Here is a 16,986-nt window from a genome sequence, read left to right on the forward strand (position 1 = left end):
GTAAATATTGCCGCTTCATCATTTGTCTTCTACTATTGTCCAATAAAAACAGGCACCGTCTTTACGGTCGGGTCTTGTACCCGGTGCATCCGCCGAACAAAGACTTTTAGCATTGGGGTCGGCAAACAGGTACTTATGTGTATAGAGCGACATGAGCATTAAGTCGCCACGAAGCATGTCTTGCCATTGGAACTGAGAGTCTTCGCCTTTTTCATCTTTCTCGATACGCACCTCCGCCATTGTGCCTATGCCAGTCACCGTTGCCCATCCGCCGTTGGCTACAGACTGCAAAGCGATCCGGCCGTTGCCGCGGTCAACCACCCTGAACTTCGCATTATCTCCCTGCGCTGGTTTTTCACTGGATGGAACCGGTCTGATAAAATTTTTCCAATTCACCAGCACTGTACTATCGGCCAGGCTGGTGAGTGTAATGATTTTTCCGTAAGGTATAGGTTTTGTCAAGCCATGCGGCCGCGGTTCATCCACGATAAATGAATTAAAGTCAACATAACCGCCTTCTTTGTTAAGCGTATTGTAGTTGAATAAACTATAGCGCACCCCCTGAAAGGTTCGCCCCTGAAAGATCATTATGAATTCATCGCCAAGGCGGGTATAATTTTTCCCGTCGATGCTATAGCTGAACAGCGCCTTTTCACTATCAAAATTGCAGTGAGCTTGCAGCCATATACGAGTGCCATTTAATTTTGCGACATTCAATTTTCCTGTCTGCTGGTCAAATTGCTGAATCTCGAAACCGCCTGCTTTTTTGGTCACGCCAATCCAGGCATAAGGCAGGTTGAGTAAAGCCAGTCCTGCCACATCGCATTCCTTCATTTTGGCCAGATCGGCTTCAACAGATACAACCGACTCGGGCCCGATGGCCCGTTGGGTGAGTGTATTTTTCGCCGACCAGAAATCCGTTGCCTGCAGGGAATGCAGCCGCAGGTATCCCTTTCTTTCTTTCAATGACCATTTGCTGTTTACTGATACATGATTCCATTGCCACACCGGTTGAAGGCTAAGGGATGTAAAATCATCACTCCTTCGGTAAGGTGCATTCGGCAAGGAATGAAAACCTGTATTTGGTTTTACCCAGGTCCGCGGGCTGCGGGTCAGGTTTCCTGGCAATCCAAAGTATGGCCAACCGTCCTGCCAGGTTACGGGTGAGAGACAAACCAGCCTTCCCACGGAATTGTTATCCATCATGGACCATCCCCACCATTCGCCTGACTGAATTTGTACGATGCCGCCCTGATGCATAGGCATGCGGCCTACGTAGTTCTCAACCGGTGGAACCAGTTTGAAGGGTGGTCCCTCACGTTCATTGGCCAGCCGCCAGCCGCTACCCTCTCCAAGACTTTCCTTTGCGCTCATGACCCTTATTTCATAAGGTCCACTGGGATTATCGGCCCGCAGGCAAACCTGGTAGCAAACCGGATCGTAATTGGTGCTGGTGATGTAATATTTCCCGTTGATCTTGTAAAAATGCGAGCCCTCGCCAGCGCCGCTTCCACTTGGTACGATGACCTGTTCGCTTCCTGGTTTAATGTCGGTTAACGAATCATTCAACTCGGCCAGCCGGACCTCATCATAACCCCAGACCACGTATGCCTTTCCATCGTCATCGAACAACACGGAAAGATCATGAAAGCTTTTGTTCATCCTGGTGTGCTTCCAGGGACCTTTGGGATCAGTAGCCGTAAAGAGTTGTGTAGAGAAGTGATTCACATTGCTGAAGATGTAATAGATGCCTTTATGATAGCGGAAACAGGGCGCCCAAATACCTTGTCCGTATATATTATTTTGGTTCTCCAGGCGGAACGCAGCTCCCAGATCCAAACGGTCAACCGCATAGCTTACAAAATCCCAATTCACCAGGTCGCGTGAATGCAACACCGGCAGTCCGGGCATGGCGTGCATGGTGGTACCAGTAAGATAATAATCGTCTCCCACCCGGATCACATCGGGGTCAGAGAACTCGTCATAAAAAAGCGGATTGGTGAACGTTCCATTCCCATTATCAGCTGTCCATGTAGGTGCTTTAAGATAATCGGCTTCGCCTGTGGACGAGTGTTGTGCAACGCTTACCAAGGCTTGCAGTATCAAAACAGGGAGTAAACACCCGATTCGTTTGAATGAAAAATGAAACATGTGGAAGTGGATTGATTTCACTGGTTACAATGTAACACTTTCATCCATAAATTTAATCCTCCGCTGCTGCGCTTGCAAATAAATGGAGTGTTGTAACGGCGGCAGCGGGTGAGTATCAGTTTGCCTGTAAGATTGAAGAGTAATGACCGGGCTGGCACGGAAGTTTCAAAATTTAATTCATCATCCGGTAATCATTCGGCGTAACGCCTACTTTTTGTTTGAATAAACGGCTGAAATGCTGCGGGTATTTAAAGCCCAGTTCGTAGGCAATTTCACTCACAGATTTATTCATGTCAAACACTCTCTCTTTCGCCATATCTATCACTTTTGATTGAATGTATTCCTGAGCAGATCTGCCGGTTTCTTTCTTTACCAGGTCGCCAAAATAGTTAGATGATAAATGTAGGGCTTCGGCGCAGTAAGCTACGGAAGGCAAGCCTTCGTGCTGCGGTTTATCGGATGAAAAATAGCCTTTCAATAAATATTCAAACCGTTCCAGGATTCCTTTGTTTGCATTGTCGCGCGTAATGAACTGGCGGTCGTAAAAACGGATGCAATAATTGAGTAGCAACTCGATGTTGGATGCAATCAGTCGTTTGCTGTGCTTGTCTATATTTTGATCGAGTTCATACTCGATTTTTGAGAAGCAATCAATCACAATACTCCGCTCTTTATCCGACAGGTGAAGCGCTTCATTTACATCATACGAAAAGAAAGAATAATCCTGAATGTGTTTGCCCAACTGAGTGCCGTTTATCAGGTCGGGATGAAAGAGCAATACCCAGCCTTTCGGAGCAAATGGTTCAACGCCGGGTTGCACACCTAACACCTGTCCGGGTGCTACAAATACCATACTTCCTTCCTGGTAGTCATAGTGCTTTCTTCCATAGCGCAATTGACCATTGTTCAGTTCTTTCAGACCCACCGCATACAAACCAAAGTTGAATGACATGGCGGGCATCGGTTGCGCTTTCGAGAGGTCAATTACCGAAACCAGAGGATGTTTGGTAGTTACGCCCCGCATGGTATTGTATTGCGCGATGCTGTCAATTTTTACGATCTCTTCCATACCTTATTCTTTTGTCGTTACAAAAGTACAGGTTCCGGCAATCCCTTTTTGATACCGGCCTTCCCAATCAGTAATATTGGTAGGGAAGCCCGTAATCTATATACAAAACGGCTCGCCCTTCTTCCGCAATTTTGCAGCAATAAACATACAAAATGAAAACACGACAATTAGGAACCTCAGGATTAGAAGTGTCCGAACTTGGTTTCGGCTGCATGGGATTAAGCCATGGTTACGCTAACCAGCCGGACCGGAATGAAGCCATTCGCGTGTTACGCGACGCCGTGGAACAAGGTATCACCTTCTTTGATACAGCAGAGGTTTATGGCCCTTACACCAACGAGGACATCGTGGGAGAGGCGCTGGAACCGTTCAAGGGCAAGGTGGTGATCGCCACCAAATTTGGATTCAAGAATGGATCGAACGCGGAACTCGACAGTCGCCCGGAGACAATCCGCAAAGTGGTGGACGCATCACTCAGGCGCCTGCGCATCGATACGATCGATCTCCTCTACCAGCACCGTGTGGATCCGACCGTTCCCATTGAGGATGTGGCTGGCACCGTGAAGGATCTCATTGCCTCGGGTAAGGTGAAGCACTTCGGGCTATCAGAGGCTGGGGGCGTAAACATCCGTAAAGCCCACGCTGAGCAACCTGTGACGGTGTTGCAAAGCGAGTACTCCCTTTGGTGGCGCGAACCCGAAGAAAAGGTCTTTCCCGTGCTTGAAGAGCTCGGGATCGGTTTTGTGCCCTTCAGCCCACTCGGCAGAGGCTTTCTGACCGGCAAAATGAATGCCGACACGCGCTTTGAGAAAGAGGATGGCCGGAGTTACTTCCCACGTTTTCAGAAAGAGAACATGGAAGCTAATCAAGCCTTTGTGGATGTTCTCAACCGCGTTGCGACGGCGAAGGGAGCCTCCACCGCGCAGGTGGCGCTCGCCTGGATCCTGGCACAGAAGCCATGGATCGTTCCGATCCCGGGTACCACGAAATCGGAACGCGTGAAGGAAAATATCGGCGCGGTGGCTCTGGAGCTTTCTCCCACGGAGCTAAGCACGATCACCGAGGGTGCAGATAGCATCGAAGCCAGGGGCGGCCGGTATCCAGAAAATTTGGACAAGGTGATAGACCGGAAAGCTTAGACGATTGTGCGATCCAGGTAACCGGCTCTACGAATAGAGCCGGCTACCTGGATTGCTACTAAGCCTCACCAATACCGACAGCTCAGGCAGCGTTGCAATAAACCCGTTACCACAAGCCCAGGCATGCGTTTAAAATGCATTGGTTGTTTCGGGCTTTATCGGCCATATGGCAAATACCCTGTTAGCGGTGCTTCATCTTTGTTACCAGGGTATTTCTCCTGTTTCAGGATTATTTTCTTCACTAAAAAATTTTCCTGTTGGGCCATCATTGTCAATCAGCGCATATTTTACTATCCGTTTTCCGGCATCTTTAACAGTTCCGGGCCCACGATGTCCATTGAAATCTGTTTTTGTATATCCCGGGCAAACGGCATTTACTTTGAAGTTGGTATTTTTCAATTCATATGCCAAAACAACAGTGTACATATTCAAGGCCGATTTTGAAGAAAGATATGCAACGCCTTTGTAGTCATAGTATTTATATGTTGGATCACTGTGCAGGGTAATTGAACCCTGACTTGAACTTACATTTACAATACGAGGTGCTGACGACTTTTTCAATAAATCAATAAATGCCTGTGTAACCCGCACCACACCGTAAACATTTGCATCATAAGCTGCTTTAAACTGGTCAATAGTTGCGTCAAGTGCCGTTTGTGGGTAACCACCATAAATACCCGCATTATTAATAAGTATGTCCAGCACTTTTGTTTTTTTGCCTATTTCTCTACTGGCTTTAATTACTGATTCGTCATCTGTAATGTCAAGCTGAATAACTTCTACATTGTTGAATCCCTTCGCTTTTAATTTAGCAACGGCTTCAACACCATTTTCTAAATTACGACTGCCGAGGTAGACATAAATCCCTTTTTGAGCAAGTTGCTGTGCAACTTCGAATCCAATGCTTTTGTTAGCTCCTGTTACCAATGCAAATTTCATTTCTTGTGTGAATTTTATGAAGCAAAAGTAGAGAGCCGAAAAATAGCGGAAATGGACAATTCAATTTATTTCCCCGACAAATCTTGCCTGGGCAAAAAATCACTTGCACTTTTTCCTGTGCTTTTTTTGAAGAGCCTTGAAAAATAATCAGGGTCATTAAAGCCCAATTCATAGGCCAATTCTTTGATAGAAGTATTAGAATAACGCAATTTTCTTTGAGCTTCCGCCATCAAACGGTTAGTAAAATAATCTTTGGGCGATGTTCCGGCATATTCTTTTACAATCCGATATAAACTGTTTGTAGATAAAGCTAATTTTTCGGCAATTACGTTGATAGAAGGTTGCTCTGTAAGGTGCGTTTCCACGACTAGCTTGAACTCGATAAACTTTGAAAGGTTAGTGTTTAAGATATTGACGGATTCTTTGTTTTTGAAATAAGCGCTGTTTAATTCTGATAACAATAAGTTCAGGTAAGCTAATATTATTTCAGTGTCGGTCTCATATTTATCTAAGTAAAGTATCTGATTTAAAATTCCAAAAACCTTTATTACTCTTTCTTTTGCAGCACTGTCAAGAACGATGGTTTGTGCATTTGAAGGGTTGACCAGAAAGGTAAATTGTTGTGGCAGCAATGCCAATGTATTTTCATCAAACAGCAGTTTGAAATATTTAAGATCGTCTGTTTTAGCGGGTGGCGTAAAAATTTGATTGGGCATTGCAAAAAGCAAGTGCCCGTCAGTAAGCGTAAAGTCCTGTAAGTCTAAATTGTATGTAATTGAACCGCTTTCAATTAATACAATAAAATAAGAAGATAATCTGCGAGGTTGCAGCAATTTTTTTTGATTATCAACAGAAAGATAAGGATTGTCGTTTGAGCGGATCTTTATTCCCAGCTCATCATTCTGTAAACCCTCATATTCCCCTTTTTGTTCCTGCATACTATTTGTTCAAAAGGTTATAGGTAATTTATTAAGGCAAATCCCCTTTATACATTATCTCGTAATATTCTTTCGCCATCCTTGCAGATTCAAAAGCAGGTACTACGTCTGTGGCTGCTTTTTTGAGGATCTTCAGCCATTGCTGCTGGTCTTTGTAATACATGGGGAGGATTACTTTTTCCAGCGTATCCATGAGCTGACTGTTTGCATTTTCAGGTTGTATGATGAAACAGTTTTTTTGGTCTTTCGCAAATTCAGGAACCCACCCGTCAGGAATAGAGAAATTGATACTGCCGTTCATGGCGGCGGTCATACCACTGGTGCCGGAGGCTTCTCTGTACATCTGCGGATTGTTTAACCATACGTCAGAACCTTTTTTGAGCAGGGCAGACAGACTTAGTTCATAACCTGTCAGTACTGCACAGTTGGGGAGCGGAGCAGCCTTTGTGAGGATCTGGTTAAAGAGTTCGTTCGCGGTGCTGTCTTCCGGATAAGGTTTTCCTGCCCAGATGATCTGGATAGGATATACGGTGTTGCTCATTAAACTGATGAAGCGGTTCCAGTCCTGCATGATGAGGTCTGCGCGTTTGTAACCTGCAAAACGCCTGGCCCATACGATGGTAAGTACGTTCTCGCTAAACAGTTTTCCGCATTGATCAGCTACAACTTTGAACAGTTGTTTCTTCAGTTCTTTCTTTCTTGCTGTAATACCTTTATCATTATTTGCTGTAATGGCATTATCCAGTATTTCATCTTTCCAGTAAGTTTTATTCTGCGCATTGGTGATAGAAGTGATCTCACAGATACCTGGGTTATTCCCCCACATTTTTCTGGCGACTTCCCCATGTATTTTAGATACGCCATTCGCCTTGCGGGAGAATTTAAGCGCAGCCAGTGTATAGTTGAAGCGGTCCCCATCCATGCCCAGCAGGTGCTTTACTTCATGGTCCTGCATGTGATAGAAGAAAGACATGTCTTTTAGCAATCCGAAGTCGTGTTCTTCGTTTCCGGCCATTTCCGGGGTATGTGTAGTAAAGACCACTCTCTTCTTTACTTCTTCCAGGCTTTTGTGTTTGGCATACAGGTAGAAGTTCAGTGAAACGGAATGTCCTTCATTCATGTGGTACACTTCAGGTGTCATGGATAACAGGTCCAGTAATGTAGCGCCGCCTGTACCCAGTAGAATACTCTGTGCAATGCGGGTAGCTTCATTGGGATCGTATAGCCGGTGCGTGATAGTACGGGAAAGGAAATCGTTTTCCGGAATGTCAGTACTTAATAAGAAGAGGGGAGCGGTATTGAATGTTTCAGGGCGTAACAGGTATACTTTAATATGTACGGGTGAATCGTGGATGTTTATCTGGAAGGTAATGCCTGTATCCTGTAAGAAAGAATAATCTTTTTGCACGAATACCGGCTTCATCAGGGCGTTGACATCCCTGGCCTGATCATAGTATCCGAACTTCCAGAGGATACCAATGCCTACGAGGTTTTGTTTCAACTCATACGCGCTGCGCAGGTGTGAACCGGCGAGAAATCCAAGTCCTCCGCTATAAATTTTCAGTGCCTGATCTATTGCGAATTCCATAGAGAAATAAGCAACGGAAGTAGTATAAGGGCTGGCGGGTTTATATCCGGAGATATGTTTCTTGCTGATCATGATTTCTGAATTATTTTTTTCTTATGTTCCTTACCCCATGCAATCATTGCAAGGATAACGGGGCCAAATGATTTACAGTAATCGGTAGATTCATATTCTACCAGAACAGGAGTTTCGTCATACACTGTTCTGGTAATAAGTTTATTCATCTCAAGATCCTTCAGCTCCCTGGAGAGCATCCTGGTGGTAATACCCGGAATACTCCTTTCTATCTCACGGAAACGTTTGTTGCCATTACAGATAGAGTTGATAATGGGTAATCGCCATTTACCTCCGATCACATAAATGGTATCCTGTAACGCCTGTACTTCTTCTTGCTGATTTCTTATCATAGCTGGTATACTCTGTTATACTGGTTACAAAGTTATACCATTCTGCTCATACCTTTGTGCTGTCTTAAAACAAAAATCATGTCAAAAGTAATTTTTATAACGGGCACAAGCAGTGGCCTGGGGAAACTGACTGCCAGATATTTTGCGGAGCAAGGCTGGAATGTAGCCGCTACCATGCGTACTCCTGAAAAAGAGACGGAACTTACGCAGTATGATAACATTAAAATAATTAAACAGGATGTAACCGATGTGGAACAGACAAAAAACGCTGTTTCCGAAGCAATAAACACCTTTGGCCGGATAGATGTTGTGGTAAACAATGCCGGAATGGGCACTTACGGAGCACTGGAATTGGCGAAAGAGGCTGATATTGACTGGCAGTTTGCGGTGAATACACGTGGCCCTATTAATGTCATCCGTGCATTTTTACCCCATTTCAGGGAGAACGGGGGCGGTATGTTCATTAATATCAGTTCGTTTATGGGGGTGACTACAGCTGTACCGCTGGGGTCATTGTATAATATGTCCAAATTTGCACTGGAAGGCTTAACAGAAGGGCTTTATTACGAGTTAAAACCACTGAATATCTCTCTCCGGCTGATTGAACAGGGCGGCTCAACAGGGAATAACTTTGTAGAAAATATTTCCTGGAATGAAAGTTCTTCCATTACGGCTTATGATGAGCTTACCAATAAGTTAAAAGGACTTATGACCAGCAGAGATGCGAGCCTCGTGGATGATCCGGGGATGATTGTGAATGCAATTGCTGATCTGGCAACGGGAAAGAGTAACAAGTTCCGCACAGTGATCGGGCAGATGGGGAATAATTTAATGGCGTTGAGGAATTCTGTGCCTGTTGAGGAGTACCTGGAGAAGATGTCGGCGAATTTCAGCTGACGCATTCATAAAGCTGCCAGGTTGTAAGTGAATAATATTTAAATTTCACTACTTTCATATTCAGAATTGTTCGAATAGATGAAATATACCTGCCTCCTACTGCCTCTTTTCCTTGTAACGACCTGCTTCGCACAGGATGAGTTAAAAATGAAAAATGTAAGCGATACTATTCTACAGCAGAATCGTACGCTTGAAATGCCGGACCCTTTTGATGCTACCAAAGCATTGTTGAAACTCTTTCCGGGGAAATATGCTAACCTGTCTAAGGACCAGTATATCAATGATATGATCAACTGGGAATGTAAGACTTGCGTTGCAAAACCTTATACGGATGTAAACGAAGACAGCAATTCTCCTTTCCCCTTTGAGGATGGCGTGGCTACACGTTTGATCAATATTATGAGTTACAGTGACTCTTCGGGGACAAGGTATAAAGTCATTAGTTTCAATCATTCTGCATTTGATCCTGATGGCGCGCAAACGTCACGTTTTACCGGTGGAGTACTGGGATTAGCCAAGTTTGTGTTGGTAAATGGTAAATGGGTGTTGAAATTCTTTCAGCCGGCTATTGCTGCTTACGGCGCATTCTCCCAATGCCCTAAGCCGACGGCTTTGCTGATAGGGCATGATCAGTACGCATTTATGTTAAAACATAGCAACGGGGGCGGCGGTGGGCCGTTCGATGGGGCCTTTTTCCTGATTGCAGGCGCAAATGGCGCTTATCAGCAGGTACTGGCTGCTTATGGTATTGAACGCACGGAAGGGGGCGAAGAAGAAGGATCTGTATGGACAAGTGAATATAGCGTCCCGCCAAGTGATAAAAGGTTCTTCCGTGATATCGTCATTACCATAAAAGGAACGTACCGGTCTACAGATGTGGAAAGTCTGCCGGAGGAAGTTACGGCATTGATAAAGGGTAAGAAACAAGGTAAATTCATGGCTGAAGAACGATATGTGTATAAAGGAGGCAGTAAAGGATATGTGCTGCAACAACCTGTAAAAGCATCATTGGTAGACTAAACAGTATGCACATCTTTGATGTGCATACTGTTGCTGGAAATATCGTTAAAGCGCTATCGCCCGGGTAATAACTCCTCTTCCTCCGGACATCTGTCCGAAGAAAAACTGTAAACTGATCATCATATAGCGCTGCAACGCATTCACCTGTTTTGTTTCTATATAAGTGGCTGTTGTCGTTCGGGAAATGTTCCTGTTGTTATTGAAAATGTCATTCACACTGAACTTCAATACCAATTGCTCTTTTTTAAAGAATTTACAGGCTGCTGCACTATTACAGATAAACACTTCGGGAAGACGGGAATGATTAGTATAATTCATATCTCCTGAGATCTCTATTCTTTTCAGAGGCGTTAACAGCCAGTCCAAACGAACAGATTTAGTGGTATAACTTATATCGTCAATGCCCGGCAGGGAATAAGTCGTTTTATTCAACTCTATATTATAAGAAGGAGATAAGGTGAACAGTTTCTTAAAATCTATAGAGCAATAGATACTACCCCTGCTCTTCCATTCTACAGAAACATTTTTCTGTCTTAATACAAAACCTATGTTATTGGTCCTGCCACTACCGGCACTTACACTGGTGCTGATATTCCAGTTATTCAACTGCTTCCGTACACTGAAATTGGCATTCACATTAAACATCCAGGCGCCGCTCACATTCTGATAAGTACTGGTTTGCCTTCCAATAGAATCATAATACTGGTCGCTCACGATCTGGTTACGGAAGAAGGATGCATTGCCCATTGCATTTAAACTGATCGCATTGGCAGGATTATAATAAAATACATTGCTAAAGATGTTCTGCGTAAAGGAACTTTTAAGTCCGGGATTACCTTTCTTTACAAACAAAGGATTGGAGTTGTCCACTACTGATGATAACTGTTCTGCAGAAGGTGCGGAAGAAGAAACGGCATAGCCTGTAGACAGGTGACCGCTCTGACTAAAATTATAATTAAACTGAAGATTAGGAGAGAACTGCTGCTGATGAATATTGATGACAGAATCTTTTAAACGGTTTTGTTGTTGCGTAAAGCGCATACCTGAATTCAGTGCAATGCTCATACGATCATTTTTCCAGGCAATTTGAACAGATGGTGCATGCGCAAAACTGTAACTCTTACTACTGCCGGATAATGTACTATCATTCATTACATCCCGGAGTTGATTATTATATATCGCATCCAATGTATAATCCAGCGCAGCTACAAAACCCTTTCCTATATCAGCAGATAAATTAAAAGTAAAGTTATTGTTGAGATCATTTTCGCGTACATGTACATATTGATTACTGGAATCCTGCTGACTGATCACATTAAAATTGTGCTGATCTTCATCTTTATTATTTAACCCGAACCGCCATGAAGTATTGAGATTCACTTTTTTATTACGACTGGTCTTATTGAATGAGATGTCACTTCCTACGCTTAGCGTATTACCATGCGTATCCATCTGAGAGAATAATGTATTCAACACTTTACCTTCGGCAGTAGTTGATATCTCATTACTGACACTGGCATTGTTTGTTTTTCCTATGCCAAATGTTGGCCTGAAATTCCATACAGTAAGGGTGTCCTTTTCATAGGTAATACCAGCATATACCTGGTGCTGATCAGAACGATTTTGAGTCCTGTCATTACTGTTGCTGGTAAAGCTGTTTCCCGGTATCAGGTTAAGGCGTGTTGTCTGCTGTTCACTGGTGTTTGTTCTTCCATTATAACTATAAGTAAGATCAGAAGCGCGGCCCATATTTAAATTAATACTTCCTGTTTGTCGTGTGGATAGTCCGCTGCTGCCTGAACCCGGGCCCGCCATCATTATTCTGCTACCGGAACCACCCTCCACATTGGATACGGCTCCCATTACGCTAACCCGAACAGGTTGCTGAAAGGAGTTGATCATTCCGTCTGCATTGTATCTGTTGCGGGTACCTGCGCCGGCGGTCAGATTCGCTATTATACCGGTATTCTTATTTTTCTTCAGGGTAAGGTTGATGGTAACATCTTCAGAAGGGGGCTTCACGGATAAAGAACGTTGTTGTGCGATGGTTTTTGTGGGCGCTACTTCTATCTTGTCTATAATGTCGGCTGGCAGGTATCTGGTAGCAGCATCTTTATTATCTCCAAAGAAATTCCTGCCATCTACCTGTATCTTATTAACGGTTTTACCGTTCACGGTAATATTGCCGTCTTTGTCTATCACTACTCCGGGTAATTTCTTTAAAAGATCACCTACTGCTGCATTGGGAGATAACTTAAATGCGGTCGCATCAAATACCAGGGTATCATGACGTATGGAAAAAACGGCTTTGGATGCCTTTACTTCAATACTTTTGAGATTGACGGTCTTAACGGTGTCTGAAACTTTTTCCTGTGCATATGCTGCACAGGAAAAAGTTATTAGTAAAAGGAATATTATTTTCAATTGACTGGTATTTGAATCACCCGGATGTAATTCGAGTTGTTTAAGTATTTCACGGCAGTCTGTTGTAGACTTTCTGCGGTAATTTTCTGTTGTCTGTTCTTTATGTCCGGTAATTGTAAAGCTTCCTGGTTCATCAGTGAAGAAGAAATATAGTTTAACCAGAAACCGTTATCTTTCAAAGCTCTTTCAGCACTGGATTTATATCCTGCTTTATATTTTGTGATATCATCTTCTGCAGGTCCTTCTGTTTTCAATTTCATGATCTCACTGTTTGCACTAAGGATCAGCGATTCAACATTACGTGGATCACAGATAAAATTGATCATGAAGATGTATTCTCCTGTAGGAAGTTTACGTGTGTTGGCATTAACGTTCACATTATATACACCTGCTTCCTGTTCGCGTAAACGTTCCGTAAGCCTTATGGTTAATATACCTGCCAGGGCTTTCATCTGGTCGGATGTTGTCATGTCGTATTTGAACGTGCCACTGAATGCCAGTGTTACGATAGACTGTGGCTCTTTACCTGCCACTATCTTGCGGGATATCCTTCCCTGGGGGTAATCAAGCTGCAGGTCTTTTAATGCTTCATTTTTATACAATGCAGGTAACGCCCCCAGGTATTTTTCTAACAGTGGCTTAATGGTGGCCGTATCAAAATTACCTACAAAGGTGAAAGTGAAATTGCTGGCGTCACTGAACCTGCTTTTATAAACAGCCATGGCCTGATCAGCATCTAATGCATTCAACTGCTCCAGTGGCATTTGTACTTTACGGAAATGATAATTGCCTAATATAGCAGAGAGCGTATCTCCGTATATTTTCCTGGGAGAGTTATTATTAGATGAATAGGACAAACGGGCCTGTTCTATCATGTTATTAAATACAACAGGGTCTTTACGCGGACTGGTGAAATACAGGTATGTCAGTTGCAATGCAGTTTCCAGATCTTCGGTAGAAGCGCCTCCTGAAATGCCTTCGGATATTTCCCCTATAAAAGGAGATATAGAGACGTTTTTGCCTGTCAGCATTTTACGTAATTCCTGCTGGGACATATCCGCTACTCCGCTGGCAGAAATCAATGTTGAAGCAATACTGCCTGCGTAAAAATCAGCATCGCTTACCAGTGATAAGCCACCCGGACCGAATCCCTGGAATGCAACCTGGTCTTTCTTGAAAGTAGTAGGTTTCAATAATACCCTCATGCCATTGCTTAGCACGATATCTGTTATGCCCAGGTCTTTTATAAAAGTCTCGCTGGTAATGGTACCTGGTACCGGTGCTTTATCCAGTAATGCCGTTCTGTTGATTGTTTTATCTACATAAGCAGTTAGCGGTGCAGACGCCGCTTCCTTTAACCAGGAAGAAACCATCGCTTCTGACGGCAGTGAGTCTTTTTGTTTATCATTCGTTGTAATGACGATGTCGCGGTTGATATCGCTGAAGTATTGAGGGATACCTTTTACCGTCAGTGTATCCGTTACAGACTTATACAATGCATATTCATAGGCGATTCCCGGGCTACCGACATCGTGCAGGAAATGGTCCACATATTCCCGTACATAAGCTTCGGAAGGTGTTTTTTCACGCTCTTTATAATTCAGCTCCAGGCTACTCATGAAGTTGATTTTTGCCCGTTGTAGTTCGGTTTCCGTAAAACCGTACTGCTGTACACGTACCAGTTCTGTCCAATAGGCTTTGATACCCCTTTCGGTTTGACCTGGTTTTAAGACCACCTGGCCGCTGAAAGCATCGAGGTTGGCCATCATCTGGCCCACACTGCCACCTGCGCTTAAGAAAGGCGCAGCTGCTAACTGTGCCTGTTCATTGAGACGGTTACTGATCATCATATTGAACAGTGTTCTTTTCAGGCTTTCTGTAAACTGCTCCCTGGTTTTCATTTCCAGTGCAGGGCGTTTCATGGTTACCTGAAAACGTGTGGTCACCAGCTCCGGATCAGTGAGCGTAAGGAACTGGTTTTTGCCGGTAAGCGGAATAGTCACATGTTTCCTTTCCCGTGGATGGGCGGGTACACGCAGATCGGAGAACATGGACTTAATTGTTTTTTCCACCTGCTGCACATTTACATCTCCGACAATGATCAATGCCTGCTGGTCCGGACGATACCAGTCGTGGTAGAATTCACGCAACTCTTCATGTTTGAAATTGCGGAGTACCTCTTCAGTGCCTATAGGCAGACGGTCTGCGTATAAAGACTGATTCACCGCCAGCGGCATTGTCATTGCCTGTATGCGTTGGGAAGCGCCTAACTTCTGGCGTTTCTCTTCGAGGATCACCCCTCTTTCATTATCTATCTCCTCATCACTGAGGGTAACGCTTTGTGCCCAGTCGCGCATTACCTGTATGGCATTGCGGAAAACGGTTTTATCCTCAGTAGATACCGGTAATTGAAATACTGTTTCATCAAAACCAGTATAGGCATTGAGGTCTGCGCCGAAGCGCACACCTGCCTTTTGTAAATAATCTACCAGTTCATTCTTTGGATAATGGGCGGTACCATTAAATGCCATATGTTCCAGGAAATGTGCTAACCCACGCTGTTCATCAGTTTCTAGTATTGAACCTACCTTGTTCACGAGGTACATGACGGCTCTTTGTTCGGGCGTATTATTCTTCCTGATATAATAGGTGAATCCGTTTGGCAGTTTGCCTACTGTCACCCCGGGGTCCAGTGGAACTACCTGTGCATTGGCCACGCCAGACAATAGTATCGCCAATGTTGCGATGCTGCAACAAAATTTTATCATAATAAATAGTTGTTTTGAAAGATGATTATGGCATCCACCAGATCTTACTGGTAAATATGTCTATTGTTCCCTGTGCCAACAGGTTCTCTTTATTCTGTATTAATTCCTGCACAGGATAAGGAGCCCTTACAGGCATTGTGTTACCCACTCTGCCCGGATCATAAGACAACGGGATGTCAGGGAATGCGCCATTACGGCGATAGTCTACCCATGATTCAAATGGTTCGATCCCATTAAAGGCCATGTATTTCTGGAACATCAGGAGTTTATATTTATCTGTAGCAGCAGCCCAGTTGACTTTTGCATTAGATACTTCGGATGTATACCAGTTATCAAAAGCCGCATCTGATAATGAAGGTGTATTGCTGTTACCGCCAACATTCAACCAGCGGAAAGATTCTTTCACTGCGTTCTTATAAGCGGTTTCAGGATCACCTGTCATCCAGCCTCTCTGGATAGCTTCTGCCTGTAAGAAAAGGCTTTCTATGCTGGTCATGATCCAGCAGTCCATGTCATATCCTTTTACAATACCGGTAGATACGGGAGAAACGGCTGTACGGTAAGTCCTTACTCCTCCTACCTGAGATACATATTCTGTGCGCTGATAAGGGTATATTGCTTCATCAATTGGTAGTCCGTATTTATTCCCCCTGTATTGCTGATCGCCGGGCTGGGTAAATGGTTCGGGAGCGCCTGCGGGTAATGGCACACGTGCGGGGCCATAAAAGAATCCAAGACGCGGGTCATTGTTTTCCTTCAGCATGTTCAGCGCTGTTACATTGGCAGATGCAATTTCCCAGTTGTTAATCCAGATGTTACCTATGTTAAGACTATAACGGTTGTAAACATCATATGCAGAATATCTTGCGTAATATTTTGAGGGTTTATCTACTGTAAACCCTGGGTTCATATCAGCATCTTCTCCACTGGCCAGAAAGCCTGAACCTTGTGCCACGATTTTAGCCAGTTCTGCTTTGATATAGGTCTCCCTGTCTGATCTGCATGCCTGGTGCATGAGCAGACGTAACTTCAGGGTATTGATAAATCTGAACCACTTGTCTTTGTTACCATGGAACATGATGTCTGCTACACTTATATGAAGCGCTTTGTCCTGTTGTGCATCGTGAATAAGTATGATGGCAGAGTCCAGCTGTTTCATCAGGTCTTCATAAATGAACTGACCATTATCATAACGTGGTTTCCTGATCTCTATATTGCCCGCATCCTGGTAGGGCATATTGTTGTTGTTATCAACTGCACGGCTCCATTGCAGCGCTTTCAGCACCTTGGCGATACCTGAATAATAAGGCTGACCATGTTGCTGTGCATTTTTTTCAAAAAGAAAAAGTGTTACATCAGGAGAAGAACTTCCAAACTGACTGTTATCCATCATGTAATAAGTCAGATAAGACTGCCCTGAGGGATATTGTCCGTAAGCCCAGTATCCCATCCATTCGGCTATCATATCATTATTCACAGCCGACATGCTGTTGATCAGCATATTTGGTAACATGAGGTCTGGTGTAGCATTCGTTTCAGTTAGCTGAAGCGGATTATAATTGATATCGATCCAGCCTTTTTTGCAACTTGTCGCAGAAAAGGAGCAAAGGATGATGGCTATAATTTTATATCTTTTAAACATTGTAGTA

Annotated in this window: 12 protein-coding genes; 3 read left to right on the forward strand and 9 right to left on the reverse strand. The window is 43.9% G+C overall.

Features of this window, described 5'->3' with window-relative positions; genetic code table 11:
* Nucleotides 1–18 precede the first annotated feature (18 nt).
* Both GO495_RS00475 and GO495_RS00480 read right to left on the reverse strand, forming a co-directional pair.
* Nucleotides 19–2,151: a glycoside hydrolase family 43 protein gene (locus GO495_RS00475; protein ID WP_157297746.1), complete on the reverse strand. Its 2,133-nt coding sequence runs from the start codon at nt 2,149–2,151 to the stop codon at nt 19–21.
* A 172-nt stretch (nt 2,152–2,323) separates the two neighbouring features.
* The gene (locus GO495_RS00480) at nt 2,324–3,220 is read right to left on the reverse strand and encodes a helix-turn-helix domain-containing protein (protein WP_157297747.1); all 897 of its coding nucleotides are present in this window, start codon (nt 3,218–3,220) and stop codon (nt 2,324–2,326) included.
* Between the two features lie 152 nt (nt 3,221–3,372).
* On the opposite strand from GO495_RS00480, the gene GO495_RS00485 reads away from it, so the two are divergent.
* Nucleotides 3,373–4,359: an aldo/keto reductase gene (locus GO495_RS00485; RefSeq protein ID WP_157297748.1), complete on the forward strand. Its 987-nt coding sequence runs from the start codon at nt 3,373–3,375 to the stop codon at nt 4,357–4,359.
* 201 nt (nt 4,360–4,560) lie between these two features.
* On the opposite strand, the gene GO495_RS00490 is transcribed toward GO495_RS00485, so the two are convergent.
* The 4 genes from GO495_RS00490 to GO495_RS00505 all read right to left on the reverse strand — a co-directional run bounded on the left by GO495_RS00490 (nt 4,561) and on the right by GO495_RS00505 (nt 8,228).
* Nucleotides 4,561–5,298: an SDR family oxidoreductase gene (locus GO495_RS00490; protein WP_157297749.1), complete on the reverse strand. Its 738-nt coding sequence runs from the start codon at nt 5,296–5,298 to the stop codon at nt 4,561–4,563.
* A gap of 65 nt (nt 5,299–5,363) precedes the next feature.
* The gene (locus GO495_RS00495; protein ID WP_157297750.1) at nt 5,364–6,236 is read right to left on the reverse strand and encodes a helix-turn-helix domain-containing protein; all 873 of its coding nucleotides are present in this window, start codon (nt 6,234–6,236) and stop codon (nt 5,364–5,366) included.
* Between the two features lie 31 nt (nt 6,237–6,267).
* A complete protein-coding gene (gene glgP / locus GO495_RS00500) occupies nt 6,268–7,896 on the reverse strand; it encodes an alpha-glucan family phosphorylase (RefSeq protein WP_157297751.1) in 1,629 nt (542 codons plus the stop codon).
* The gene (locus GO495_RS00505) at nt 7,893–8,228 is read right to left on the reverse strand and encodes a winged helix-turn-helix transcriptional regulator (RefSeq protein WP_157297752.1); all 336 of its coding nucleotides are present in this window, start codon (nt 8,226–8,228) and stop codon (nt 7,893–7,895) included. Before GO495_RS00505 ends, glgP begins: the two co-directional genes overlap by 4 nt.
* Before the next feature lie 78 nt (nt 8,229–8,306).
* Here GO495_RS00505 and GO495_RS00510 point away from each other — a divergent pair, with 78 nt between their 5' ends.
* Together GO495_RS00510 and GO495_RS00515 are read left to right on the forward strand one after the other, a co-directional pair.
* The gene (locus GO495_RS00510) at nt 8,307–9,125 is read left to right on the forward strand and encodes an SDR family oxidoreductase (RefSeq protein ID WP_157297753.1); all 819 of its coding nucleotides are present in this window, start codon (nt 8,307–8,309) and stop codon (nt 9,123–9,125) included.
* A 78-nt stretch (nt 9,126–9,203) separates the two neighbouring features.
* Nucleotides 9,204–10,145 (forward strand): hypothetical protein, encoded by a 942-nt coding sequence (locus GO495_RS00515; protein WP_157297754.1) that lies wholly within the window; start codon nt 9,204–9,206, stop codon nt 10,143–10,145.
* A 45-nt stretch (nt 10,146–10,190) separates the two neighbouring features.
* Here the strand turns inward: GO495_RS00515 and GO495_RS00520 are convergent, their stop codons facing one another.
* Genes GO495_RS00520 through GO495_RS00530 form a run of 3 tightly spaced genes read right to left on the reverse strand, consistent with a single transcriptional unit; the run spans nt 10,191 to nt 16,979 of the window.
* Entirely contained in the window at nt 10,191–12,569 is a 2,379-nt protein-coding gene (locus tag GO495_RS00520; protein ID WP_157297755.1) for an outer membrane beta-barrel protein, read from the reverse strand.
* Complete coding sequence (locus tag GO495_RS00525) at nt 12,566–15,337, reverse strand: M16 family metallopeptidase (protein ID WP_157297756.1); 2,772 nt, start codon at nt 15,335–15,337, stop codon at nt 12,566–12,568. Before GO495_RS00525 ends, GO495_RS00520 begins: the two co-directional genes overlap by 4 nt.
* 25 nt (nt 15,338–15,362) lie before the next feature.
* Entirely contained in the window at nt 15,363–16,979 is a 1,617-nt protein-coding gene (locus GO495_RS00530; RefSeq protein WP_157297757.1) for a SusD/RagB family nutrient-binding outer membrane lipoprotein, read from the reverse strand.
* Nucleotides 16,980–16,986: the final 7 nt, after the last annotated feature.

The sequence above is a fragment of the Chitinophaga oryziterrae genome, from assembly GCF_009758125.1.
GTDB classification, from domain to species: Bacteria; Bacteroidota; Bacteroidia; order Chitinophagales; family Chitinophagaceae; genus Chitinophaga; species Chitinophaga oryziterrae.

Bases quoted from the DNA above. Each gene is read 5' to 3' on its own strand.
- GO495_RS00485 (WP_157297748.1), top strand. From the start codon at position 3,373: ATGAAAACACGACAATTAGGAACCTCAGGATTAGAAGTGTCCGAACTT.
- GO495_RS00505 (WP_157297752.1), bottom strand. From the start codon at position 8,228: ATGATAAGAAATCAGCAAGAAGAAGTACAGGCGTTACAGGATACCATT.
- GO495_RS00515 (WP_157297754.1), top strand. From the start codon at position 9,204: ATGAAATATACCTGCCTCCTACTGCCTCTTTTCCTTGTAACGACCTGC.
- GO495_RS00490 (WP_157297749.1), bottom strand. From the start codon at position 5,298: ATGAAATTTGCATTGGTAACAGGAGCTAACAAAAGCATTGGATTCGAA.
- GO495_RS00530 (WP_157297757.1), bottom strand. From the start codon at position 16,979: ATGTTTAAAAGATATAAAATTATAGCCATCATCCTTTGCTCCTTTTCT.
- glgP (WP_157297751.1), bottom strand. From the start codon at position 7,896: ATGATCAGCAAGAAACATATCTCCGGATATAAACCCGCCAGCCCTTAT.
- GO495_RS00495 (WP_157297750.1), bottom strand. From the start codon at position 6,236: ATGCAGGAACAAAAAGGGGAATATGAGGGTTTACAGAATGATGAGCTG.
- GO495_RS00475 (WP_157297746.1), bottom strand. From the start codon at position 2,151: ATGTTTCATTTTTCATTCAAACGAATCGGGTGTTTACTCCCTGTTTTG.
- GO495_RS00510 (WP_157297753.1), top strand. From the start codon at position 8,307: ATGTCAAAAGTAATTTTTATAACGGGCACAAGCAGTGGCCTGGGGAAA.
- GO495_RS00480 (WP_157297747.1), bottom strand. From the start codon at position 3,220: ATGGAAGAGATCGTAAAAATTGACAGCATCGCGCAATACAATACCATG.
- GO495_RS00525 (WP_157297756.1), bottom strand. From the start codon at position 15,337: ATGATAAAATTTTGTTGCAGCATCGCAACATTGGCGATACTATTGTCT.